This window comes from Streptomyces lacrimifluminis, assembly GCF_014646095.1.
GTDB classification, from domain to species: Bacteria; Actinomycetota; Actinomycetes; order Streptomycetales; family Streptomycetaceae; genus Streptomyces; species Streptomyces lacrimifluminis.
On the sequence record NZ_BMMU01000035.1, the window covers coordinates 14,617 to 37,296 of the forward strand.

Annotated in this window: 19 protein-coding genes and 2 pseudogenes; 12 read left to right on the top strand and 9 right to left on the bottom strand. The window is 70.1% G+C overall.

The genetic code is table 11. The features are described from left to right. The first annotated feature begins 129 nt into the window (after positions 1-129). Both IEY89_RS34305 and IEY89_RS34310 read left to right on the top strand, forming a co-directional pair. On the top strand, positions 130-744 hold the full coding sequence (locus IEY89_RS34305) for a TetR/AcrR family transcriptional regulator C-terminal domain-containing protein (RefSeq protein WP_189151451.1): 615 nt from the start codon (positions 130-132) through the stop codon (positions 742-744). A gap of 47 nt (positions 745-791) precedes the next feature. Further along, positions 792-1,355 (top strand): MBL fold metallo-hydrolase, encoded by a 564-nt coding sequence (locus IEY89_RS34310; RefSeq protein WP_189151452.1) that lies wholly within the window; start codon positions 792-794, stop codon positions 1,353-1,355. Positions 1,356-1,903: 548 nt separating this feature from the next. On the opposite strand, the gene IEY89_RS34315 is transcribed toward IEY89_RS34310, so the two are convergent. The 5 genes and pseudogenes from IEY89_RS34315 to IEY89_RS42055 form a co-directional block, all read right to left on the bottom strand. Then, positions 1,904-4,855: an aminotransferase gene (locus IEY89_RS34315; RefSeq protein WP_189151453.1), complete on the bottom strand. Its 2,952-nt coding sequence runs from the start codon at positions 4,853-4,855 to the stop codon at positions 1,904-1,906. Between the two features lie 318 nt (positions 4,856-5,173). Next, positions 5,174-5,614, bottom strand: coding sequence for an Lrp/AsnC family transcriptional regulator (locus IEY89_RS34320; protein WP_189151454.1), 441 nt, complete (start codon positions 5,612-5,614; stop codon positions 5,174-5,176). A gap of 613 nt (positions 5,615-6,227) precedes the next feature. Beyond that, positions 6,228-6,998 carry an SDR family NAD(P)-dependent oxidoreductase gene (locus IEY89_RS34325; protein ID WP_189151455.1) on the bottom strand — a complete coding sequence of 257 codons (771 nt, stop codon included), beginning with the start codon at positions 6,996-6,998 and terminating at the stop codon, positions 6,228-6,230. Between the two features lie 243 nt (positions 6,999-7,241). Then, the gene (locus tag IEY89_RS34330) at positions 7,242-7,418 is read right to left on the bottom strand and encodes an amidohydrolase family protein (protein ID WP_189151456.1); all 177 of its coding nucleotides are present in this window, start codon (positions 7,416-7,418) and stop codon (positions 7,242-7,244) included. A gap of 193 nt (positions 7,419-7,611) precedes the next feature. After that, positions 7,612-7,857, bottom strand: a pseudogene (locus tag IEY89_RS42055) (hypothetical protein); the annotation flags it as partial. On the opposite strand from IEY89_RS42055, the pseudogene IEY89_RS34335 reads away from it, so the two are divergent. Further along, a pseudogene (locus IEY89_RS34335) lies at positions 7,761-8,291 on the top strand (zinc-binding dehydrogenase); the annotation flags it as partial. The pseudogenes IEY89_RS42055 and IEY89_RS34335 sit on opposite strands and share 97 nt — an antisense overlap. A 284-nt stretch (positions 8,292-8,575) precedes the next feature. Then, complete coding sequence (locus IEY89_RS34340) at positions 8,576-9,307, top strand: DUF7873 family protein (protein ID WP_189151458.1); 732 nt, start codon at positions 8,576-8,578, stop codon at positions 9,305-9,307. Between the two features lie 445 nt (positions 9,308-9,752). On the opposite strand, the gene IEY89_RS34345 is transcribed toward IEY89_RS34340, so the two are convergent. Next, positions 9,753-9,899: a hypothetical protein gene (locus IEY89_RS34345; RefSeq protein WP_189151459.1), complete on the bottom strand. Its 147-nt coding sequence runs from the start codon at positions 9,897-9,899 to the stop codon at positions 9,753-9,755. 322 nt (positions 9,900-10,221) lie between these two features. Between IEY89_RS34345 and bioB the strand changes: the two genes are divergently transcribed. From bioB to bioD, 3 genes are read left to right on the top strand one after another with little or no spacing between them, the layout of a single operon-like run. Next, complete coding sequence (bioB, locus tag IEY89_RS34350) at positions 10,222-11,382, top strand: biotin synthase BioB (protein ID WP_189151460.1); 1,161 nt, start codon at positions 10,222-10,224, stop codon at positions 11,380-11,382. Continuing rightward, a complete protein-coding gene (locus tag IEY89_RS34355; protein ID WP_189151461.1) occupies positions 11,375-12,655 on the top strand; it encodes an adenosylmethionine--8-amino-7-oxononanoate transaminase in 1,281 nt (426 codons plus the stop codon). Before bioB ends, IEY89_RS34355 begins: the two co-directional genes overlap by 8 nt. Before the next feature lie 2 nt (positions 12,656-12,657). Further along, entirely contained in the window at positions 12,658-13,380 is a 723-nt protein-coding gene (gene bioD, locus IEY89_RS34360) for a dethiobiotin synthase (RefSeq protein ID WP_189151495.1), read from the top strand. Between the two features lie 71 nt (positions 13,381-13,451). Here bioD and IEY89_RS34365 read toward each other — a convergent pair whose 3' ends face one another. Then, a complete protein-coding gene (locus IEY89_RS34365) occupies positions 13,452-15,812 on the bottom strand; it encodes a helix-turn-helix transcriptional regulator (protein WP_189151462.1) in 2,361 nt (786 codons plus the stop codon). A gap of 115 nt (positions 15,813-15,927) precedes the next feature. Here IEY89_RS34365 and IEY89_RS34370 point away from each other — a divergent pair, with 115 nt between their 5' ends. Both IEY89_RS34370 and IEY89_RS34375 read left to right on the top strand, forming a co-directional pair. Continuing rightward, positions 15,928-16,614, top strand: coding sequence for an esterase/lipase family protein (locus tag IEY89_RS34370; protein WP_189151463.1), 687 nt, complete (start codon positions 15,928-15,930; stop codon positions 16,612-16,614). Between the two features lie 126 nt (positions 16,615-16,740). Next, positions 16,741-17,478 carry a class I SAM-dependent methyltransferase gene (locus tag IEY89_RS34375; protein ID WP_189151464.1) on the top strand — a complete coding sequence of 246 codons (738 nt, stop codon included), beginning with the start codon at positions 16,741-16,743 and terminating at the stop codon, positions 17,476-17,478. On the opposite strand, the gene IEY89_RS34380 is transcribed toward IEY89_RS34375, so the two are convergent. Together IEY89_RS34380 and IEY89_RS34385 are read right to left on the bottom strand one after the other, a co-directional pair. Then, a complete protein-coding gene (locus IEY89_RS34380) occupies positions 17,473-17,847 on the bottom strand; it encodes a fic family toxin-antitoxin system, toxin component (RefSeq protein ID WP_189151465.1) in 375 nt (124 codons plus the stop codon). The genes IEY89_RS34375 and IEY89_RS34380 overlap by 6 nt on opposite strands. Positions 17,848-17,851: 4 nt before the next feature. Next, positions 17,852-18,091 (bottom strand): hypothetical protein, encoded by a 240-nt coding sequence (locus IEY89_RS34385; protein WP_055533068.1) that lies wholly within the window; start codon positions 18,089-18,091, stop codon positions 17,852-17,854. Positions 18,092-18,262: 171 nt separating this feature from the next. Between IEY89_RS34385 and IEY89_RS34390 the strand changes: the two genes are divergently transcribed. From IEY89_RS34390 to IEY89_RS34400, 3 genes are all read left to right on the top strand, one after another. Then, positions 18,263-19,111 carry an ABC transporter ATP-binding protein gene (locus tag IEY89_RS34390; RefSeq protein WP_189151466.1) on the top strand — a complete coding sequence of 283 codons (849 nt, stop codon included), beginning with the start codon at positions 18,263-18,265 and terminating at the stop codon, positions 19,109-19,111. A gap of 6 nt (positions 19,112-19,117) precedes the next feature. Then, the gene (locus tag IEY89_RS34395) at positions 19,118-21,685 is read left to right on the top strand and encodes an ABC transporter permease (RefSeq protein WP_189151467.1); all 2,568 of its coding nucleotides are present in this window, start codon (positions 19,118-19,120) and stop codon (positions 21,683-21,685) included. Positions 21,686-22,158: 473 nt separating this feature from the next. Further along, the gene (locus tag IEY89_RS34400) at positions 22,159-22,647 is read left to right on the top strand and encodes a hypothetical protein (protein WP_189151468.1); all 489 of its coding nucleotides are present in this window, start codon (positions 22,159-22,161) and stop codon (positions 22,645-22,647) included. Positions 22,648-22,680 lie beyond the last annotated feature (33 nt).

Below are 22,680 nucleotides of genomic sequence, written 5' to 3' on the forward strand. Positions count from 1 at the left end.
TTTCGGTAATGTAGGCGTCACTCGAACGGCCGGGAAGCTTTTTACTGAAAGTCATTCGGTAAAGTTCGCGTGACAGCCACGGCCGGCTGTGCCGCCGCCCGGCGGGGAGACATACGAAGAGGAGCCCACGTGGCAAGGCCGCGCACCCCCCTGCTGGACCGTCGGCGCATCGGCGCGGCAGCGCTGAGAATCGCCGATGAGCAGGGCACCCTCACCATTCCCGCCCTGGCTCGGGAGCTGGGGGTCGCCCCCTCCGCGCTCTACCACCACGTGTCCGGCCGCGAGGAGATCATCTCGCTCATGCGGGAAGAGCTGGCCCTGGAGACAGACCCTGCCGACTGGGACTCGGCACAGCCCTGGGAGCAGGCCCTGGAGGCATGGGCGCGCTCGTATCGCATGGCTTTCGCGGCCCACCCAGGGGCGGTGCCACTGCTGGCGACAGCCCCGCTGGCCGAGCCGTTCATGCACGCGATGTACGAAAAGGTCGCCGAACTCCTGCTGACCGCCGGCTTCGCCACCGGCCAGGTCATGCCCCTGATCACTGCGCTGGAGAGTTTCTTCCTCGGCTCGGCCCTCGACCTCGTCGCGCCACCGGTGATGGTCTCCGCCGTGAGCCGCGAGACCGCCCCCCACCTCAGCGCCGTACTCGACAACACCCCGACCGACCACCGCCGGGCCGAGCTCGCGTTCGACATCGGTCTCCGAGCCCTGCTCACCGGCTTCCGGGAGCTCGTTCCCCGGTGACCGGCTCGTACGACACCCCGACACACCCGTCACCCGAGGAGCCCCTGATGACCGCCGCCTTCCACGTTCTGACCACCGGCTACGCCGACACACGGGTGGCCGGCACCGTCACCCTGCTTGTCGACGGCCAGACGGTCGCGATCGCCGATCCCGGCATGGTCGCGGACCGCCGACTCATCCTGGATCCGCTCGCGCACCGCGGACTGAACCCCGAAGACGTCACCGACGTGATCTTCAGCCACCATCACCCGGACCACACACTGAATGCGGCCCTGTTCCCCCGCGCCCGCTTCCACGACCACATGGCGATCTACCAGAACGACGTCTGGGAGGACCGGAATGCCGACGGATACGAGCTGTCGCCGTCGATCACGCTCATGACGACCCCCGGCCACACCGCCGAGGACGTCAGCACGCTGGTCACGACCACCGAGGGCCTGGTGGTCCTGACCCATCTGTGGTGGACCGCCGAGGGACCCGCCGACGACCCCTTCGCGCCCGACCGCGAGCAACTGCGGGCGGCCAGGGAAAAGGTCCTGGCCCTCGGCCCGGCGCTGATCGTGCCGGGACACGGGGCACCCTTCGTGCCGTCGGCGTCGACGCCCGTCTAGTGTGGTGCGCCTGAAATCACGGGCTCAGGTTTCTTCTCGCTGGCTGCGCCTGTGCATCAGCCCATCACCGGGCCAGCGGTCGAACGGCTGTCGGAGCCAACTGAACCTAATACGGCGGGGCCAGAACGCGTGCTGACAAACACTGGCCTCGACCAGCTGGTGGAGACCACGGCCAAGGAGCTGCCGGATCATGAGAGCGTCACGGTGAGCTCCGAGCCGGTGGTGGTGCTCGGGCGCTGACGGGGTGAGTTGACCCGGTGAGCGGGCGGCGGACGGGGGCTCGGTCCGCCGCCCCTCGTCATGCGCGGGTTGTGAGTCCGGGTCCCGTGGGGGGGGAGGCTGAGGTCGGATCAGGGTGGTGCCCGGATGTCCGGGACGCCCTAGGACCGAGATCGTCGAGGCCACAGTCGGCTCGACGCGCGACAACGCAGGTCAGCAGCTGTCACCCGGTGTGCTCGCTGCTGGGCTCTGACTTGGCTGTGTCGACCTGGTGCCACCGCTGATCGGTGCCGCAGGACAGCCTCCGACAGGTGCGCCCCTACCGTGTGTCACCATCCGTGGGTGAGTGCGTCGTCGAGGGCGTCGACGAAGACGTCGGCGCTCGTCGTGGTCAGGCACAGCGGCGGCTTGATCTTCAGGACGCACATCCGGTCCGAAGTCGGCTGCATCAGCACGCCCAGTTCCCGTAGCCGCTCGCAGATGGCGGCTGTCTCCTCGGTCGCCGGTTCCCGTGTCTCGTGGTCTCTGACGAACTCGACGCCCAGATACAGGCCACTGCCGTGGACGGCGCCGATCAGCGGGTGCTTGTCGGCGAGTCGCAGCAGCCGCGTTCGCAGGTGTGCGCCGACCGTGCGGGCGTTGTCCTGGAGCCCTTCGTCGCGGAGCACGTCGAGCACGGTCAGTCCGACCACCGAACTGACCGGACTGCCACCGGCCGATGAGAAGAAGTAGCCCTGCGAACGGTAGGCGTCGGCGATCTCGCGTCGGGTGATCACCGCCCCCAGGGGGTGGCCGTTGCCCATCGCCTTGGCAACAGCGACGATGTCCGGTTCGACGCCCTGCTGCTCGAAGCCCCAGAAATGAGAGCCCAGCCGACCGTAGCCGACCTGCACCTCATCGGCGATGCAGAGACCGCCGGATTCCCGGGTGGCGGCGTAGACCTGCTCAAGATAGCCGTCGGGCAGAGCCATTCCGCCGGCGTTGCCGTAGTAGGGCTCGCACACGAACGCCGCCGGCGGGCGTCCGGACCTGACCAGGTCTGCGATCACGGCCACGGCCTCGGGGCCGTAGAGGTGCGAATCCGGGCCGCGGTGCCGGCCGCGGTAGCTGTTCGGGGTGGGGACTGTGTGCACCCACGCGGGGCGGGTGGCCAAGGCGTTCGGGTTGTCGGCCGTCGAGGTGGAGATGGCGTCGCCGGCGTAGGTCCAGCCGTGGTACGCCTCCTCCACCGCGACGACATCGCGCCTCCCGGTAGCGGCCCAGGCCAGCCGCAGTGCCAGATCCACGGCCTCGGAGCCGCTGTTGACGAGGAAAACGGTGTCGAGTCCGTCCGGCAGGAGCGCGCTCAGCCGCTCCGACAGCTCCACCACCGAGGCGTAGTGGAAACGGGAGTTGGTGTTGAGCCGCTGCCACTGCCGGTGCACTGCTTCAGCCAGTCGCGGGTGGCCGTGGCCCAGGACGGTCACGTTGTTGAGCATGTCCAGGTAGCCGCGGCCGCGGGTGTCCACCAGATGGTGCTGCCAGCCTCGCTCGATCTGCGGAGGCGTTTGGAAGTAGTGCTCCTGCACGGTGGCGAAAGACATCACTCGACGCTCCAGCAGGACGCTCTCCGGCTCCGTGGGCGTGTCCGCCACGGGGCGGTCCGCCCGGGGGAGGATCAGGCCGGTGGGATCAGGGCACATCGATAGCCAGCCCGCGTCCAGCCCTGGCCGGGTGAAGCGTGGCGCAATTCCCGTGCTCAGCCGGGACAGTTGCACATCCAACCGATACCGGCTGCCCTGTGCGGCGACGGTGCCCAACTGCTGACCGGATACGGCCTCTCCCCCGTCGATGACCGCGACAGCCGGGCTGATGCCGTCGAGCACCAGGTGCAGCCCCCCGGCGGTCAGGGTCACTCCGTGCTCGGCGTGCCGGGTGACCGTTCCCACCCACGGCGCGTGGACCGCCAGCGGGCTGGTGAGGTGCACCTCCACGCCGAGCGCGAGCGTGGCGCTCTCCTCCGTGTTGTCGACCTGTGTGCGGGTGAGACGGCACTCTCCGTGCCGGGTCAGCACTGCCGTGCCGCCCGAGGCGAGTGCCCGTGCGACCACAGCGGCCTCCGCGTCGGGATCGAGCCAGCCGCCGCCGTGCAGCGCGTCGCTGGTAACCGACAGGTCGAGCACCGTTGCTTCGGAGGGAAGTTCGGAGAGAAGAGGATGGCTCGAGGTCGGTGGATCGCTGTGCGGGGCGGGTTCGCCGATCACCTGCCGGAAGTGGGCCGCCATCACCTCGGCCGGTACCGAGGCACCGGCCTCGAACATGGCCCACTCACGGTCAAGGGCCGCCGCAGCGTAGCCGTTGCCGGGGTCCTGCAGTGCTGCGTGCTGCCCGCATACCACCAGCACGCAGCCGCGCAGCACGACAAGGGGCCACAGCACGTCCAGCTCGTCTCCGACGAGCGGCCGTACGGCGTGGAACGCGCGGACCGCGGGCAGCACCGAAGCCGGTGTGGCTCCGTGATGATGCAGGACGGAAGTGCAGGCGACCGCCAGCTCGGCCACCGCCCAGCTGTGTGTGAGATCTCCGAAGTCGATCAGCCCGACCGGTATGGGGCGGCCGTCCGGCTCCGTCCAGCACACCACGTTGTTGTCGGCCACATCGCCGTGAATGACCTGTATCGGAAGCCGCGCGGCGCGCCGCTCCACCAGTTGTTGTGCCGCGCGGGCGGCTCGCAGCACATGCTCGGCCCTTCGCCGGTCGACCATGTGCGGGGCCAGGGCCTCGACGACTTCGAGGGCGTTGCGCAGGTCCCACAGCATCGGCCGGTCCGGAGTCGGTATGTCGAGGCCTTCCAGGGCCGCGGTGATGCGTCCGGCCAGCTCGCCCAGCCGCGCCACAACCCGCGGAGCCAGATAGCGGCTGTCCATGATGGGGTCACCGGGAACATAGTCGAGCAATTGGCAGTCGTAGTCCTGGCCGGCCACGGAGACGGTCTGGATGTGCTCCCCGTCGACTCCGACCCGGACCCGCGGTAGCCGCAGTTCCGGCAGCGCCCGGGCGAGGCGCTCGGTGGCCTCGGACTGCGCCCTCAGTACCGCGCGGTCGATGGCCGGGTTGAAGACCTTGAAGACGTACCCGTGCTCATCCAGACCGGTGCGCACCCGGAAGTTGCGGTCGTGGTTGCTGCCCAGTTCCTCGAGTGTTCCCTCGATGCCGAATCGCTCCGCGAGGAGGGCTGCGGCCCTCTCCTCCTCGATTGCGACCATCGGCGCCACCAGCCACTCGGCAGAGGAGATGCCCATCGAATTCTCCGTTCATCAGTTGGTTGACCCGCGACAACCCGGTCATTGCGGATCGGCGAGCGTGATCAGACAGAGGTGACGCAGGGCGGCGTGCCACGCCATCGCGCGGATCACTGAAGTGGGCGCAAAAAACCTAGAGTTGGAGGTCCGCAGTGGCGTCGAGGGTTTTCCTCGCCGCTCAGTCCGCCGCCACGGAGTCCACGGACTCGGCGAGACCGCGGCGGTCGATCTCCTGGTGCCCATCGGAGTTCGGCGGCCCGGTACGGTTTGGCGGCGTCGTGAAAGGCTGCGCCGCATGGCCGCCAGTTGGGGCGCTGCTCAGCCGACGTTCCAGAAGAACCGGTGCGTGTGAATCCCGAAGTAGGGGAAGCTCTCAATCTTTGTCACGCCCTCGATGGGACGCACGACGTCGTTGACGAAGTCCAGCAGGTCACGCGGACGGCGACAGACGGCCTCGGCGAACAAGTCGAAGGTACCGGCGGTCAGGACGGCGTAGACGACCTCGTCGTGGCGTGAGAGTTCGTCGGCCACCGCTCTCGGATCGCCGTCGACTCGGAGTCCGAGCAGGGCCATGGCCTGCCCGCCCATCGCCATCGGGTCGGTGACACCGACGACCTGCACCGCATTGGTGTCGATCAGCCGCTGCAGCCGCTGCCGGGCGGCCGACGCCGACAGGCCGACCTTCGGGCCGAGATCGGCGTAGGGGATACGACCGTCGGCCTGCAGCTCGCACAGGATGGCCCGATCGATGTCGTCCATAAGGACACCTCCTAGGTGCTCGATCAGCTAAGCATGCAATCGATTCACGCGCAATACACGCACAGGACCATCGATTCCTCTACCGCTAAAGTCGAATCAATCGTTCGGATCTTGGAAGCCATATGGCACCGGACATGGAACCTGCCTCGCCGGCAGCCCGCCGAAGCCCCGGCCAGGAGGCGCTGCCAAGACCCGGTGATCGACTGGCCACTCACGCTCGGCGCACGACCTGGCGGCTCCGGGCGGGATCGTCATGTCCCCACACGTTCCGGCCCCGCAGTTGACGAGGAAGCAGACCGCTTCGAAGACGGGCAGCCCTGCACGCCGAGCGAGCCGGGCTGCCGGATGTTCTGGATCGACAAGGGCCGCGCGATGGCCGGGCGGCAGGTGCCCTGGCAGCGCGTTCCTTCTCCCGCCGACGAGGCTCTCGTCGACGCTCCGACGGGCCTGAACGTGCGGCTCGGCGCTGGGGTACGACACCGCTCGGAGGGTCGCCGCAGGGCGGGCGTTCCCACGCCGCTTCAAGCCGGGCGTCTTCCTTACACCCTGCTGGCCACTTGGCCCCAAGGGCTCGTCTCGGCCTCGGAGAAAGCCCCGAGAAGCTGCACGAGGCTCACGGTCGCGGCCACGTCTCTGGAAGACCGTGCCCGCCATCGGCCACGAGAGCCGATCCGGTGACGAACGACGCCGATTCGTGCGCCAGAAACATGACGCAAGCCGTGATCTCGTCCGGTGTGGCACTGCGTCCGATGGGGCCCGCCGCGGCGGCCGCTGCCTCGAACTCCAGCTGGGAGCCGGTCGCGACATAGCCGGGGGCCACGACGTTCACGGTGACGCCGTACGACACCACCTCAAGGGCGAGCGCCCGGGACAGCCCCAGCAGCCCCGCCTTCGCGGCCGTGTACGTGGCCTGCCCCGGCATCGCGCTAACCGTGCTGCTGGTAGAGCCGACCGAGACGATACGGCCGTACTGGGCAGCCCGCATGATCGGCACCACGGCCCTGCACATCAGGAAAGCGGTGGTCAGGTTGCGGGACAGCGCCGTTTCCCAGTCGGCCAGAGACAGATCGGCGACGTCGTCGTCTGCGTCCCAGCCCGATGCCACGGACGTCATGCCGGCGTTGTTCACCAGCACGTCGACGCGGCCCCAGTGGTCCATCGCGGCCTGCACCAGGACGTCCGAGGCCCCGTCGATGGTGAGGTCGGCGATCACACCGACGGCGGCGGGCCCCAGCTCCGCCGCTCGCTGGTGCACCCTCTCGGACGTCGCGCCCAACACGACGCGCGCACCCTCCGCGGCCAGCCCCCTGGTGACCGCGACACCGATTCCGTCAGAGGCACCGGCCCCGGTCACAATGGCCACTCGATCCGCGAAACGTGCCATGAAAGACAGCCTTTACGGAGGAGGCCACCGCGCAGTTGGCAGTGGAGGCTTGGCGGACGGTTCAGCTCGTCTTCGGTGACGAGCGCGCGATAGTCGGGGATCTTGGCACCGCTCGCTGAACTTCGTCCAGCATGGGGCAGTAGACCTCACGGCCGGCCAGTACCCCGCCGACGGCTGCACACCGACATCCTTGTCCGTCGGTCTTCGCGACCGTCCGTCTCCACAGGGGAGGTCACCTCTCGGTCACGGGCCCAGGAAGCGGAGCGCGTGGAGTCCGAGGACGCCGGCAATCTGCCGCCCGCTGAGGATGTTGCGATCGGCGGCCTCGGAGACGGTCGCGAGAGCGGTTTCCAAGGGCGCGCGCAGGAAGGGGTGATCCGTGCCGAGCATGAGGTGTCCGGCGCCCAGACGCTCGGCCACCAGCCGCAGGTGCTCGGAGTGTGTCGGCCCACAACGAGCCGACGAGGCGGTCGAGTCGGGCCGTGCGCTCCGGGTCGGGTCCGCCGCGCACGATGGTGTCGCCGTATGCGGTGCGGGGGTACGTCCACGGGAAGGCGCCGCAGCCATGGGCCAGGGCCACGCGCAGACCGGCGAAGTCGTCGAGCACACCTCCGAAGACCAGTGCGGTGGCCGCAAGAGCGGTGTCCGTCAGCATGCCCACACCGAAGGCGTACGTCGGCTCGGCACGCCGTATCGCGTGCGGACCGTCCGTGGGGTGGACGAAGAGCGGCATGCCTGCCTCCTCGGCCGCCGCGAGGAACGGCCGCAGCGCTGCCCGTGGCCGTCGAGACCTCCGACCGTGCGTTGGTCGAGCTCGCGGTGGGCCCGGGCGAGACGCTGCTGATGCACGGAGCGGCAAGTGTGGTCGGCTCCGTCGGCGTCCAGCTCGCCGTGGCTCGCGGTGCCACCGTTATCGGTACGGCGTCCGAGGCCAACCACGACTACCTGCACTCTCTCGGCGCGATCCCCGTGGTGTACGGCGACGGCCTCGCCGACCGTGTCCGCGCCGTCGCCCCGCAGGGCATCGACGCACTGGATGTCTCCGTCCAGCTGTGCGGCGGCACCACCGACCGCATCGTCACCATCTCCGACCCTCGGGCCTTTGAGCTGGGCATCACCTTCTCCGGCGACAGCCGACGGTTCGGGCCGGAGCTCACCGAGTACGCCCGCCTCGCCGCCGACGGACGCCTGAGCGTGCGCGTCGACCGGAACTTTCCGCTCGCCGACGCCGCCAAGGCGCACGAGCTGAGCGAGACCGGCCGTGCGCGCGGCAAGGTGCTCCTGCGCCCCTAGGACCTGTGACCGTGAAGGTTCACCGTGTCGCGATGGCCGGCACGGAGCCTCGACGCGTTGGTCGGACCATCGAGGTACGTGCGGTAGGAGCCGTGGCCCGCCGCCTTGCGATGCACCGTACGGGCCGCCGGCCGGGCAGCCTCCTTACGGTTGGTGACCTTCGCGCCCCGGTCCGGGCTCACACCCGCCGCCCCGCCCTCTGAGGCGGAAAGGACGGGGGCGGAAAAGACGGGGCAGGCGTTTAATCGGATGTGCGTGCGGCGCGGGGTTGTTAGGTTCGCCGTGTGCCGAAGCTGAATCAGATCATCGCAGTCGAAAAGGGCGTCAAGTCCAAGGCTCTCCAGGAGCTCACCCAGGCTCACCAGGACGTGCAGAAGCCCGCCCTGCTGGCCGGCATCTCCCGGACCTACCAGCCCAAGGACGAGGAGGGCGAGCAGCTGCCGCCCGAGTCCACGCGAGTGCAGATCAAGGCCGAGGATGCTCTGCGGGCGACCGCCGGGACGCTGACGCGGCTCTTCGACGTGACCGCGACGAAGGACTGGGCGAACCGGTCCGCGGTCGCGGACGTGGTGGCCGACGGTACGGTGCTGTTGCCCCAGGTGCCCGTCCCCTACCTGTTGTTCCTGGAGAAGCAACTCACCGACCTGCACACCTTTGTGCGCAAGTTGCCAGTGCTCGACGCCTCCGAGTCCTGGAACCTGGACCCCTCGACGGACTCGTGGAAGACGGACCCGGTGCGGACCATCCGCACGAAGAAGGTTCCGCGCAACCACGTGAAGGCCGAGGCCACGGAGAAGCACCCGGCGCAAGTCGAGGTGTACTACGAGGACGTCCCGGTCGGTTACTGGACCACGGTGAAGTTCTCCGGCGCGCTGCCCGCCCGGCGGGTCAACGAGCTCCTCGACCGCGTCGAGAAGCTCCAGCAGTCCGTCAAGTTCGCCCGCGAGGAGGCGAACAACACCGAGGTCACCGACCAGCGGGTCGGCGACGCGGTATTCGGCTACCTGTTCCGGTAGCCTCCACACACGCCCTCCGTCGCGAGCGGAGGGTGCGCGATGAGCGCAAGCTGAAACTGATGTTGAAGCTGATGAAGGGGTGTCAGTTGGGGGTTCGAATCCCTCTCCCCGCACCACGTGCGGGGGTGGCCCAAGCCTGGCAGAGGCGGCCCCGTGAAACTCAGATTCTCGCTCCAGTCTCAGTATTCGCCGCCGAACACCGGATCGACCGAGCGTGGGCGAACATCGACGGATGGGGGTTCAAGTCCCCTCGGCGCCTCTCTCGTGGCGCTGTAGTTCAAAGGCAGAACACGTCGATCTCAACATGACCCGCGGTTCTTAAACGCCGTCGGTGTGCGCAAATGGGTGGCAAGCTGGAGCCCGGGAGCTGGACATGCTCCCGGGCTCCGTCACGTTCCGGCCCGCGGCTTGTGCTGTGACCGGGAAGGTTCACCGGGTTGAGTGGTCAGACCGCGGTGGACAGGGGCCTGTCGCCCCAGCGGATGCCTCGTTCGCTGCGGATGCGGGCGCGTTCGCAGTCGTTGGGCCGCGAGGACGTCGGGGTGACGGTGTGCTTGCCGAGTACCTCCTCCATGCTGGTCAGACCCCCCATGTCGTTTGGTGTCAAGCGGGATGGGGATGTCGAGAGCTTCCAGAACAGCCCGCATCACGTCACGCACGGCGCTTGAGGGAACAGCCCCTTCGGGGGTGTTGTAGGAACCCTCCATACTGATCCACTGGCCCTTTCGTCTCACACATGTCTCTCACCGAATCGGCGGTGAGATGCGGACTTTGGGCCTCTGACCCGGTCTTCCATGCTCTCTGTTGACCCTACGTACCGAGGTGGGCGTGTTACATACCCCACACGTCGAAGCACCTCTCTTGTACGAACTCTCCTTTCCCTCAGCCCGTCGGATACGTCAGGATCGGCTCCCATGGACCTGCTGACGACGCTGGTGGACAAGGGACTGCGGCGCGAGTTGCCGACCCGTGAAGAGGCGCTGGCCGTGCTGGCCACCTCCGACGACGATCTCCTCGATGTGGTGGCCGCGGCCGGGAAGGTGCGCCGGCACTGGTTCGGCCGCCGGGTGAAGCTCAACTATCTGGTCAACCTGAAGTCGGGGCTGTGCCCCGAGGACTGTTCCTACTGTTCGCAGCGCCTCGGCTCCACCACCGGCATCCTGAAGTACACCTGGCTCAAGCCTGACGAGGCCTCGAAGGCCGCGGCGGCCGGACTGGCCGGGGGCGCCAAGCGGGTCTGCCTGGTGGCGTCCGGGCGCGGTCCGACGGACCGGGACGTGGACCGGGTGGCCGGCACGATCAAGGCGATCAAGGACCGACACGAGGGCGTCGAGGTGTGCGCCTGCCTGGGCCTGCTCTCCGACGGCCAGGCCGAGCGGCTGCGCGAGGCCGGGGCGGACGCCTACAACCACAACCTCAACACCTCCGAGGCCACCTACGGCGACATCACCACCACCCACACCTACGAGGACCGGGTCGACACGGTCCAGAAGGCCCACGCGGCCGGGCTGTCCGCCTGCTCGGGCCTGATCGCGGGCATGGGCGAGAGCGACACGGACCTCGTCGACGTCGTCTTCTCCCTCCGCGACCTCGACCCCGACTCGGTTCCGGTCAACTTCCTCATCCCGGTCGAGGGCACCCCGCTGGCCAAGGAGTGGAACCTCACCCCGCAGCGCTGTCTGCGCATCCTGGCGATGGTCCGGTTCGTGTGCCCGGACGCGGAGGTGCGCATCGCGGGCGGCCGGGAGGTGCACCTCCGGACGATGCAGCCGCTCGCCCTGAACCTCGCCAACTCGATCTTCCTCGGCGACTACCTCACCACCGAGGGGCAGGCCGGCCAGGCCGACCTCGACATGATCGCCGACGCCGGCTTCGAGATCGAGGGCACCGACCAGGTCACGCTGCCGGAACACCGGGCGGCCGGCGGCGGCTGCGGCGCGTCATCGGCAGCGTCGGGGGCGTGCGGCACGGAGGCGGGCGCCTGCGCTTCGGACGCGGCGGCGCCCGAACCGCGTACGGACCTGGTCACCGTGCGCCGACGAGGTGCCGGAACGGACCTCGCGCCCAATGCCTGACCTGCCCCTGTCCGAACTTCTGGACCTGGACCGGCGGCACGTCTGGCATCCGTACGGGCCCATGCCGGGCCGTGTCGAACCGCTCGTCGTGGAGTCGGCGAGCGGGGTGCGGCTGCGGCTAGCGGGCGGGAAGGCCGAGCTGGTCGACGGGATGTCGTCCTGGTGGTCGGCGATCCACGGCTACAACCACCCGGTGCTCGACGAGGCCGCGCGCGAGCAGCTCTCGCGGATGAGCCACGTCATGTTCGGCGGGCTCACCCATGAGCCCGCCGTTCGGCTGGCGAAGCTCCTTGTCGACTTGTCTCCGGATGGACTCGAACATGTCTTCCTCACCGACTCGGGGTCGGTTTCGGTCGAGGTCGCGGTCAAGATGTGTCTGCAGTACTGGCGTTCGGTGGGCCGCCCGGCGAAGCAGCGCCTGCTGACCTGGCGCGGCGGCTACCACGGAGACACCTGGCAGCCGATGTCCGTGTGCGACCCCGAGGGCGGCATGCACGAGCTGTGGCAGGGCGTCCTGACCCGCCAGGTGTTCGCGGACGCGCCACCCACGGAGTACGAGGAACCGTACGCCGACCACCTGCGCTCGACGATCGAGCGGCACGCCGGCGAACTGGCCGCCGTGATCGTCGAACCGGTGGTCCAGGGCGCGGGCGGGATGCGCTTCCACTCCCCCGCCTATCTGCGGGTGCTGCGCGAGGCGTGCGACGAGTACGGCGTGCTGCTCGTGTTCGACGAGATCGCGACCGGGTTCGGGCGTACGGGCGCACTGTTCGCGGCGGAGCACGCGGCGGTGACGCCGGATGTGATGTGCGTGGGCAAGGCACTGACCGGCGGCTATCTGACGATGGCGGCGACACTGTGCACGGCACGGATGGCCGACGGCATCTCGCGCGGCGAGGTCCCGGTGCTGGCCCACGGCCCGACCTTCATGGGCAACCCGCTGGCGGCGGCCGTCGCTTGCGCCTCGATCGGGCTGCTGCTCGACCAGGACTGGCGGGCGGCGGTCAAACGGATCGAGGCCGGACTGCGGGACGGGCTCGCCGGGGCGGCGGACCTTCCCGGGGTCCGGGACGTGCGTGTGCTGGGCGCGATCGGGGTGGTCCAGCTCGATCACGAGGTGGACATGGCGGCGGCCACGGCGGCGGCCGTGCGCGAGGGCGTGTGGCTGCGGCCGTTCCGCGACCTCGTCTACACCATGCCGCCGTACATCACCGGCGACGCGGACGTGGCGCGGATCGCGCGCGCTGTGTGCGCGGCGGCACAGGAGGGATGAGCATGCCGATCCTGGTGATCACGGGGACGGGCACGGAGGTCGGCAAGACGGTCACGACGGCCGCCGTCGCCGCCACGGCCCTCGCCGCGGGCCGCACGGTGGCCGTGCTCAAGCCCGCACAGACAGGGGTACGTCCGGACGAGCGCGGGGACGCCGACGAGGCGGCGCGGCTCGCGGGTGCCGTACGAACCCTCGAACTCGCCCGCTATCCGGACCCGTTGGCTCCCGCGACGGCCGCCCGACGAGCCTCGCTGCCACCGGTCCGGCCGTCCGAGGTGGCGGAGGCCGCCGCGAAACTGGCCGCCGAGTACGACGTGGTCCTGGTGGAGGGCGCGGGCGGACTGCTCGTACGCTTCGACGACGAGGGCGGCACCCTGGCGGACGCGGCCGAACTGCTGGACGCACCGGTCCTGGTCGTCGCGTCGGCGGGCCTGGGCACCCTCAACGCGACAGAACTGACGGCCCGTGAACTCTCCCGCAGAGACATCCACTTGACGGGCATCGTCATCGGCAGCTGGCCCGACTCGCCTGATCTGGCGGCGCGTTGCAACCTGGCAGACCTGCCGGTGATCGCCGGGGCTCCTCTGATCGGGGCGCTGCCGGCAGGTGCGGGATCACTTCCCCCGACCAACTTCCGCACGATGGCCGGACATTGGCTGGCCCCAACACTGGGCGGAACATGGGACGCGGCGGATTTCGAAGGGCGCGAAGCGCCCCTTCGCTAGGAACGCGGGGCTGTGTCGATCTGCGGCTCCGCCGCGGGGCGCGACCAGCCCCCACCGGGCCTGCGGCGAACTCACAACCCCGACTCCTCCCCCAACAACCGAACCAGCTCGATCCGCGACCGAATCCCCAACCGCGTGAACACCCCCCGCAGATGATGATCGATCGTGCGCGGACTCAGCGCCAGCCGAACGGCGATCTCCCGATTGGTCGCCCCCTCCGACGCCATCCGCGCAACCATCAACTGCTGCGCCGTAAGGCGAGCAGCGAGATCCGCCGACCCCGACTTGACCGTCACGGGCGCCCCCAGCGCCCTCAGCTCCGCCCGCGTCTGCGTCGCACAGTGCGGTGCCCCGAACGTCTCGAACGCCTCCAACGCGCTGTGCAGGCGGTCGCGGGCCTCGGTCCGCTCACGCAGCCGGCGCAACGCGCTGCCGAACAACAGCTCGGTACGGGCGCGTTCGAAGTCACGCGTGCCGTGACCGTGCAGGTCGAGGGCCGTGCGGTAGTGGTCGACCGCTTCGGCGCCGGGGGCGAGCAGCGCGCGGCAGCGGGCGCTGAGGGCCAGGTCGTCGGGGCTGCGAACAGCGGTGGCCCAGCGGTCGTAGTCGGCGTGGGCGGCCCGTGCGACGCGGGTGTCGCCGGTACGGACGGCCGCCTCGACGTAGTGCGGGGTGGCCAGATGCCGGATGGCCCGGTGGCCGTGACCGGGGCCGAATCCGGCGAGGGCGCGCAGCCGGGCGGCGGCGCGCTCGAACCGGCCGGTGGAGAGATCGAGGAAGGCGAGCGCCCACAGGGCGAGCGCGGCGGGCAGGCCCAGTCCATGAGCCCGGGCGTGGGTGCGGGCGGCTTCGGCGCGTTCCCGGCAGACCTCGCCGTCGCCGGTCACGGCCGCGAACATGGCGAGGGCGGCCTGCAGATGACAGGCGCCGTTGTCCTGACCGGTGGCGTACGCCTGCCAGAGGGCGTCGGCAGCCGCGGCCTCGGCGGCACGTGGGCGTCCGGTCCAGAAGTCGGCGTAGGCCCGGAACTCCATGGCCTGCGGGACGGTCACCGTCTCGCCCCGGGCGCGGGCGGAGGCGGCGGCCCGTACGGTGGCGCGTTCGGCGCCGGAGTGGTCGCCGAGGAGCAGCGCGGCGATGCCGGAGTGGACGAGCAGGGTGGGGTCGCCACCGGGACCGCAGCGCCCGGCGGCGGCCTTGAGGAGGTTACGGGCGTCCTCGTACCGTCCCTCGACGGCGGCGGCGAGTCCCGCGAGGGTGCCGGGCGGGATGATGCCGAGCCGTGCGGCCACGGTGGCCGCCTCGCGGCAGCGGCGGAGGTCGCCGGTGTAGACGGCGGCCTCGGTGGCACGTGCCAACAGGTGCACGGCGACGTCCAGAGCGGGGTTCGGAACGCTGCGCGACGACTGTGAATCCGGGTGCGGGTAGCGGGACGCGTAAGGGTACGCATAGGGATCGTCCGGTGTGCCGAATCGTTCCGGTGGGCCGGAACGAGGTTCTTGATCCTTGGCGGAACGATTCAGCACGCTCCCCTCGCTCCCCTGCGCGAGCGCGGCCCTCGCATGCCGGACCGCGGCTGTCAGCAGCGAGTCGAAGGCCTCGGTCGCGTTGCCCGACCGCAGGGCGAGCATGCCGTTGAGCGCGCTCTCGTCCGAGGACGCCACCAGACCTCGGGCTCTGTCCCCGTCACCGCGGTGCCAGGCGTCGGCGGCGGCCCGGGAGAGCAGCCGGGACCGTTCGCGCGGGTCGGGCGAGAGGGCGGCGGCGCGCTCGCCGAGGGCGCCGGCCAGGAGGTGGTCGCCCCACCCGCGGGCATCGTGCGCGGCGGCGCCCAGTTCGGCGGCGAGCCGCGCGCTGGGGCCGAGGGCGCCGGCGCCCCGGTGCCAGGAGCGCCGGGGCGACTCACCGTCACCGTGCAGGACGCGGGCCAGCAGTCGGTGCATGTCCCGCCGGTCCGCCGAGGACCCGGACTCGTAGGCCGCGATGCGCGTCCAGGCGTCGCGGAACACGGCTCCGCTCGCTGTCGCGTGGGCGATCCCGGCCGTCTCGGCGGCTTCGAGGGCCCGGGTGTCGAGACCGGCGGCGGCGACCGCGCGCAGGAAGGCGTGGGTCGCCACCGGGTACTGGTCGGCGGCGGCGAGGAGAAGGAGCAGCCGCGTGTCGTCGGGCAAGGCACGGATCGCCCGGCGGTGCGCCCGCAGCAGTTCGGGGGCGAGCGCGGCGGGTTCCGCGGGGAGCGGGTCGAGTCCCGCCGCCTGCCGTTCGGTGAGGAGCGGTACGAGTTCGGCGGCGGCGCGCGGATCTCCGTACGCGGCGCAGAGGACGCGCACGCGGACACCTTCGGGAAGCGGGGGGCCTAGCTGCTGCCACGCGTCCGTGAGTTCCGGTGGCGAAATGCGCGGCTGAGGCGGGGGATTCACCGAGGTCACCACACAACTCACGTTACTGGCGAGTTACAAGGCACGTAAAGACCGGCGATTTCGCCGATGCGGCGCGCGAAGACCCGGCCTGACACTCCAGCCAACCCCACGCATATCAGGAGGCACCATGCAGCGCCGCACGCGACGCATCACAGCAGCCGTCTCGGCCGTCGTGTCCTCGATGCTTCTGTCCCTCTCGCTCTCCGCGACGCCCGCCCAGGCCGCAACCCACAATCCGGTCGTCTTCGTGCACGGCATCAGCAGCTCGTCGAGCAGCTGGAACGACTGGGTGGCCGACTTCAAGGCCGACGGTTACACGGCCTCCGAGCTGGACGCCTGGTCGTACTCCTGGTCCCAGTCGAACGTCACGACGGCCCAGCAACTGGCCACCGAGGTCAGACGAGTTCTGGCCGCGACGGGCGCCTCGAAGGTCGACCTCGTCGTCCACTCGATGGGCGCGCTCAGCGCTCGCTACTACCTCAAGAACCTCGGCGGAACCGCGTACGTCGACGACTTCGTCTCCACGGCCGGCACCAACCACGGCACGTCGCTCGCCTCTTTGTGTGCGTGGCTGTACACCTCGTGCTCCGAGATGAACACGGGAAGTTCGTTCCTCACCTCGCTGAACTCGGGCGACGAGACGCCGGGCAGTGTGTCGTACGCCAGTTACTGGTCCAACTGCGACGAGGCACTCAATCCGGACACGACCGCGATCCTGAGCGGTGCCACGAACGTCGGGGTCGGCTGCGTCTCGCACGACGAGATGAACAACGACTACGGCATCTACCAGCAGGTCCGCGACTTCATCGCCTGATCCCGCCTGATCCCGCCTGACACGGCCTGACACGGCCTGATCCCGCCCGTTCCCGGCGACAGCGAGGGTGCACGGCTCCCGCAAGGGGGACAATCGCGGTGAGACCATTCCTCCCCGGGAGGCCCCATGCCGCTACGGTCCACCTCAGGTTCCGGCAAGGTGCCGCGGGATCCCGTGCACCATCCGCTGTTCGCCCGCTACTACGCCCGGATGAGCGTGGCCGCCGAGACCGGCATCGGCCTGGGCGCCGTGCGGCACCGGCTGCTCGCCGGACTCTCCGGCCGGGTGATCGAGATCGGCGCCGGCAACGGACTGAACTTCGCGCACTATCCGGGCACCGTCTCGGAGGTCGTCGCGATCGAACCCGAGCGCCTGCTGCGGCAGTTGGCCGTGGAGGCGGCGATGCGTTCCGAGGTGCCCGTCGATGTCGTACCGGGCGTGGCGGAGGCGCTGCCGGTGAAGGGGGAGGCCTTCGACGCGGTCGTGCTCTCGCTGGTGCTGTGCGGTGTCCGGGACGTGCCCCGGGCGCTCGGTGAGGTACGGCGGGTGCTGCGGCCCGGTGGCGAGGTGCGGTTCCTCGAGCACGGCGTCGGGGGCGGGCCCGCGATGCGGTTCACCCAGCGCGCCCTCGACCGCACGGTGTGGCCCGCGCTCGCCGGCGGCTGTCATCTGGCCCGGGACCCGGTGGCCGCGCTGCGGGACGCCGGGTTCGAACTCGGCCCCTACCGACGGCTGTTGCTGCCCGAGAAGGGGCCACGACTGCCCACCTCGTACTGTGTGACGGGCAGCGCCTGGCGTCCCCCGCAGCCGGGGACCCAGCCAGGGACAGAGCCGGGGCCGGAGGCAGAGCCGGACGCCTCATAGGCTCCACTGGCGCAGTTCGTGCGCGATGTCCTGCACCGAGGCGTTGCCGGACTTCACCAGCCGGGCCAGATCCCGCACCTGCTCGGGCGAGGTGACGACCTTGACCCCGCTGGCGATGAGGTAGGCGTAGGCGACCGCGGAGGCGAACAGCGCGTTCGACCGCTCCAGCGCGGGCACGTGCAGCAGGAGCTGGAGGAGGGCTGCGGCCCGGGCGTGCGGGTTGTCGTAGACGGGGATGTCGAATATCTCGGCCTCGTGGCGGGCGACGGCGGCGACCAGAGCGCCCCAGTCGGAGACCTGGGGGTCTCCGGGCGTCTTCCGTTCGGCGATCATGAGGAGCCAGGCGAGGTCGATCCTGAGGTTGTCCAAGGGTTCAGTGACGACCTTCGCGCTTGCCTTCACGATCCGTGCCGAACTCTTCCGCGAAGACGGACTCGTACTGCTTCATGAAATCGGCGGCCGCCTCCACGAAGGTATGGCCCGCCTCGCCGGTGTCCTGCTGGACCAGCTCTTCTATGTAGCGGTTGACGCTCATTCCGCGGGCCAGAGCCTTTTCCCGCGCCGCGCGGGCGGTGCCCTCGTCCACCCGGACGTTCAGCTGAGTCTTAGCCATACCTCGAAGCTAGCGCGCAAGTGCTAGCACCCGCAAGGGGGCCACCCATGAGCGAAAAGGGATACCGGGTGTGCGCCTCGTCACACTACGCTCGGCCGGGACAAGGAACGAGGGACGTCGGTGCGACACCGGAACGGCCACGACCAGCACAAGCTACCGAAGGAGACAGCCTTGTCCACACCTGCTGCGGAGCACGCCCCCGGGCAAGCGGAGGCGGACGGCACCGCGGCCCGCGCCCGCGCGCTGACCAAGGCGTACGGCTCGGGCGAGACGACCGTGCTCGCACTCGACTCGGTCGACGTGGACATCGCGCGCGGGCGCTTCACCGCGGTCATGGGGCCCTCGGGCTCGGGCAAGTCCACGTTGATGCACTGTCTGGCAGGGCTCGACACCGTGTCGGCGGGGCAGGTGTGGCTCGGCGACACGGAGATCACGGGGCTGAAGGACCGCGACCTGACCCAGCTGCGGCGGGACCGGATCGGGTTCATGTTCCAGTCGTTCAACCTGATCCCGACCCTGAACGCCGTCGAGAACATCACCCTGCCGATGGACATCGCGGGCCAGAAGCCCGACCAGAAGTGGCTGGACCAGGTCATCGACACACTGGGACTGCGGGACCGGCTGAAGCACCGGCCGGCCCAGCTCTCCGGCGGGCAGCAGCAGCGCGTGGCCTGTGCCAGGGCGCTCGCCTCGCGCCCCGAGCTGATCTTCGCGGACGAGCCGACCGGCAACCTCGACTCCCGCGCCGGTCTTGAGGTCCTCGGCTTCCTCCGCGAGGCCGTCGACGACCTCGGCCAGACGGTCGTCATGGTGACCCACGACCCGGGCGCCGCCGCCCACTCCGACCTGGTGCTCTTCCTCGCGGACGGACGGATCGTCGACGAGATGGCACAGCCCACGGCGGAGGCGGTCCTGGAGCGCATGCGTCTCTTCTCCGGAGGGCCGACCCAGGCCTCGCCCCCCGGCATCCCCCATGACCCCGAGGCCCCTTCCCTCACCAAGCCCACCGACGAGGACTGACACCCCGTGCTGAAGGCAACGCTCAGGAGTTTCCTCGCCCACAAGGGCAGACTGCTGCTCTCCGCGCTGGCCGTCGTCCTGTCCGTGGCGTTCGTCGCGGGCAGCCTGATCTTCTCCGACACGGTCACCCGCACGTTCGACCGGCTCTTCGCCTCCACGTCCGCCGATGTCACGGTGAGCCCGCGCAAGGACTTCGAGTCGGCGGTGCCGTCCGGGGAGGTCCTGACGGTTCCCGCCTCGCTGGCCCAGCGGGTCGCCGGGGTCGCCGGGGTCGAGGACGCCCACGCGGACGCGTCCGTCGAGAACATCACCGTCGTCGACGACCGCAACAAGTCGGTCTCACCGACCTCGGGCGCCCCCACCATCGCCACCGACTGGTACCTCACCGACCGCAGTCCCGTCGAACTCACCTCCGGCCGCGTCCCCGAGGGCGACGGCGAGGCACTGCTGGACGCGGACACCGCAGACAGCAAGGACGTGGGCATCGGCGACACGCTCACCGTCCAGGCGCAACCGGGGTCGTTCAGCGTCAGGATCGTCGGGATCGCCACCTTCACCACCACCAACCCGGGCGCGGCGCTGCTCTTCCTGGACACGAGGACCGCACAGACCAGGCTGCTCGGTTCGCCGGACCGGGCCACGAGCATCTCGGTGACCGCCGCGAGCGGCGTGAGCGACGCGGAGCTGAAGAGCCGTATCGCGCAACAGATCGGCACCACCGACTACGAGTTGAAGACGGCCGCCGAGCAGGCCGAGTCCGCCGCTGACCAACTCGGCGGATTCCTCGACGTGATCAAGTACGTGATGCTGGGCTTCGCCGGGATCGCGGTGCTCGTCGGGGTCTTCCTCATCGTCAACACCTTCTCGATGCTGATCGCCCAACGCACCCGCGAACTGGGCCTGTTGCGGGCACTCGGCGCCGATCGGCGGCAGGTGCGCCGGTCTGTGCTGACGGAGGCGGTGCTGCTCGGTCTGGTCGGCTCGACACTCGGCCTCGCCACCGGGATCGGGCTCGCGGCCGGCCTGATCCAGCTGATGAGCGCGTTCGGCATGAACCTCAGCTCGGCCGACATGGTGGTGGGCTGGGCAACTCCCGTGTCCTCCTACGCCGTGGGGCTCGGGGTCACCTTCGTGGCGGCCTATCTGCCGGCCCGGCGGGCCGCGGTGGTCTCCCCCATGGCCGCGCTCTCGGACGCCGAAATCGCGGGCGTGGGGCGGCCGTTGCGGGTACGGGCGGTGGTCGGAGCGATCGTCGGGGCGCTCGGAGCCGCCGCGCTCGCGGGCTGTGCCACGGCCAGTGAGACATCGACCTCCGCTTCCCTTCTGGGACTCGGGGTCGTCCTCACGCTCGTCGCGACGGTCATCGCGGGCCCACTGCTGGTCCGGCCGGTCATCCGGGTCCTCGGCGGCGCGTTCCCGGCGATCTTCGGGCCGGTCGGCCTGATGAGCCAGCGCAACGCCCTGCGCAATCCCCGCCGTACGGGGGCCACGGCCGCCGCGCTGATGGTGGGCCTCGCCCTGGTCGGCGGTATGTCCGTGGCCAGCGCCTCGATGACCAAGTCCTTCGACCAGCAGATCGACAGGACGCTCGGCGCCGACTTCGTCGTACAGAACGACAACTTCGTCCCGTTCCCCCGGGAGCTCACCGACAAGGTGCGGGCCACGGACGGTGTCGGTCTCGTCGTACGGCAGCGGTTCGTGCCGGTCGCGGTGCGGTTCCCGGACGGCAAGCGCCTCGAAACCACCGCCGCCGGGTACGACGCGCAGCTCGACGACGTCGCCCGGGTCGCCTACACGCAGGGCGACACGGCCGCCGCTCTCGCGGACGGCCACCTGGCGATGTCCGCCGACTACGCCAAGGACCACGACGTGCGCGTCGGCACGGTGCTGCCGGTGGAGTTCCCGGCCGGCGGCCGGACGGAGCTGACGGTCGCCGCCCTCACCGACCAGGACAGCGCCGAGGGGTTCGGGACGCAGGGCGGGATCTACTTCGGGATCGCCGTCGCCGAGAAGTACGTGCCGGGCGGCCAGGAGTCCGCGCTGTACGTCAACGCCTCGGGCGGCACGGACGCCGACACGCTGCGGCCTGCGCTGGAGCGGACGCTCGCCCCGTATCCGCAGGTCAAGGCGCGTGACCAGGCCGACTACAAGGAACTGATCCGCAACCAGATCGCCGTACTGCTCTACCTCGTGTACGCGCTGCTGGGGCTCGCGATCGTCATCGCGGTGCTCGGCGTGGTCAACACCCTCGCCCTGTCGGTGGTGGAGCGCACACGCGAGATCGGGCTGCTGCGGGCCATCGGGCTGTCCCGGCGGCAGTTGCGCCGGATGATCCGGCTGGAGTCGGTGGTGATCGCCGTGTTCGGTGCGGTGCTGGGACTCGGGCTCGGGCTGGTGTGGGGTGTGTGCATCCACCGGGTGCTTGCTCTCCAGGGCATGGAGGCGCTGGCGATTCCCTGGGGCACGATCGTCGCGGTGGTCGTGGGCTCGGCGGTGGTCGGCATCGTGGCCGCGCTGCTGCCCGCGTTGCGCGCGTCCCGGATGAACGTGCTGGCGGCGATCGCGCACGAGTGAGGGGCGTGCGAGGGGCGCGCGATGGCCGCGCCCCTCGCTCTCCGTTCCGTGGACGCTTTCCGGGCTGTCCGCGCTGCCTGTCCGTGCTGCCTGTCCGTGCTGTTCAAGTCCCCCGCCGATGCGGGCCCCCTCCTGTCCCGCGGACCGCAGCTGACCGAGGATCAGGCTCCGCTCCGGGCGGAGTGGGGAACCGGCGATACGTGCAGTCGTGTCGCCGCCGATCGGGTTGTGCGTACGGCGTGGCGTCGGCCGGGACATGACTGCCGGTCAGCCGATTAAATGGCTGGTCAGAGCCTTGTTGCTCGGTTCGGCGAGGGTCGGCCGCCCGAGCGGGATACCGCCGTGCGGGTCAGCCGGGTGGGCGGCTCGAGTGGTGCGGCGGGCTGGTCTGGCTGACGGTGGATCACGTCGGGGCCGGGTCTCGTCAGCTGACATCACGTCAGCGCCCCAGCCGCGGCGGAAGGACTCAGACCATGCGCTCTGCCCGCCTGCTCCTCGCTACCGCGACGGCCACGGCCGCTCTCGCGATCGCCGCGCCCGGCGCCCTCGCCGCCGACGGCGGCGACTGGGACAACGGTGACTCTTCCTACAGCAAGGAGCACGACAAGGACAGCAAGCACGACAAGCCGAACGGGGGAATGCACACGGGTGGCGGTGCGCTCACCGCGGTGAACGAGGGCGACTGGAGCAAGGGCGACAGCGCGGACGAGACCAAGAAGGACGACTGGAGCAAGGACGACAGCACGGACGAGGGCAAGAAGGGCGACTGGGAGGCCGACAAGGAGGAAGGCGGCAAGGGCGACTGGGGCTCCAAGCACGAGAAGCCCAGCGGTGGCATGCACACCGGTGGCGGCGCCCTCGCGGCCCCGGGTGTCACGGCCGGCGGGCTGGCGGCACTGGCGGTCGTCGGCGCCGGTGCGTTCGCGATGCGTCGGAGGAACGCGGCCGACGGGGCCTCCTGACCGATGCCTGACATAGCAGCCGGGGCCGTCGCG

What these genes read in the sequence shown, in the direction of transcription:
- IEY89_RS34325 (WP_189151455.1), bottom strand. Translation starts at nt 6,998, where the DNA reads ATGGCACGTTTCGCGGATCGAGTGGCCATTGTGACCGGGGCCGGTGCC.
- bioD (WP_189151495.1), top strand. Translation starts at nt 12,658, where the DNA reads ATGCCGATCCTGGTGATCACGGGGACGGGCACGGAGGTCGGCAAGACG.
- IEY89_RS34320 (WP_189151454.1), bottom strand. Translation starts at nt 5,614, where the DNA reads ATGGACGACATCGATCGGGCCATCCTGTGCGAGCTGCAGGCCGACGGT.
- IEY89_RS34400 (WP_189151468.1), top strand. Translation starts at nt 22,159, where the DNA reads ATGCGCTCTGCCCGCCTGCTCCTCGCTACCGCGACGGCCACGGCCGCT.
- IEY89_RS34370 (WP_189151463.1), top strand. Translation starts at nt 15,928, where the DNA reads ATGCAGCGCCGCACGCGACGCATCACAGCAGCCGTCTCGGCCGTCGTG.
- IEY89_RS34385 (WP_055533068.1), bottom strand. Translation starts at nt 18,091, where the DNA reads ATGGCTAAGACTCAGCTGAACGTCCGGGTGGACGAGGGCACCGCCCGC.
- bioB (WP_189151460.1), top strand. Translation starts at nt 10,222, where the DNA reads ATGGACCTGCTGACGACGCTGGTGGACAAGGGACTGCGGCGCGAGTTG.
- IEY89_RS34310 (WP_189151452.1), top strand. Translation starts at nt 792, where the DNA reads ATGACCGCCGCCTTCCACGTTCTGACCACCGGCTACGCCGACACACGG.
- IEY89_RS34355 (WP_189151461.1), top strand. Translation starts at nt 11,375, where the DNA reads ATGCCTGACCTGCCCCTGTCCGAACTTCTGGACCTGGACCGGCGGCAC.
- IEY89_RS34345 (WP_189151459.1), bottom strand. Translation starts at nt 9,899, where the DNA reads ATGGGGGGTCTGACCAGCATGGAGGAGGTACTCGGCAAGCACACCGTC.
- IEY89_RS34375 (WP_189151464.1), top strand. Translation starts at nt 16,741, where the DNA reads ATGCCGCTACGGTCCACCTCAGGTTCCGGCAAGGTGCCGCGGGATCCC.
- IEY89_RS34315 (WP_189151453.1), bottom strand. Translation starts at nt 4,855, where the DNA reads ATGGGCATCTCCTCTGCCGAGTGGCTGGTGGCGCCGATGGTCGCAATC.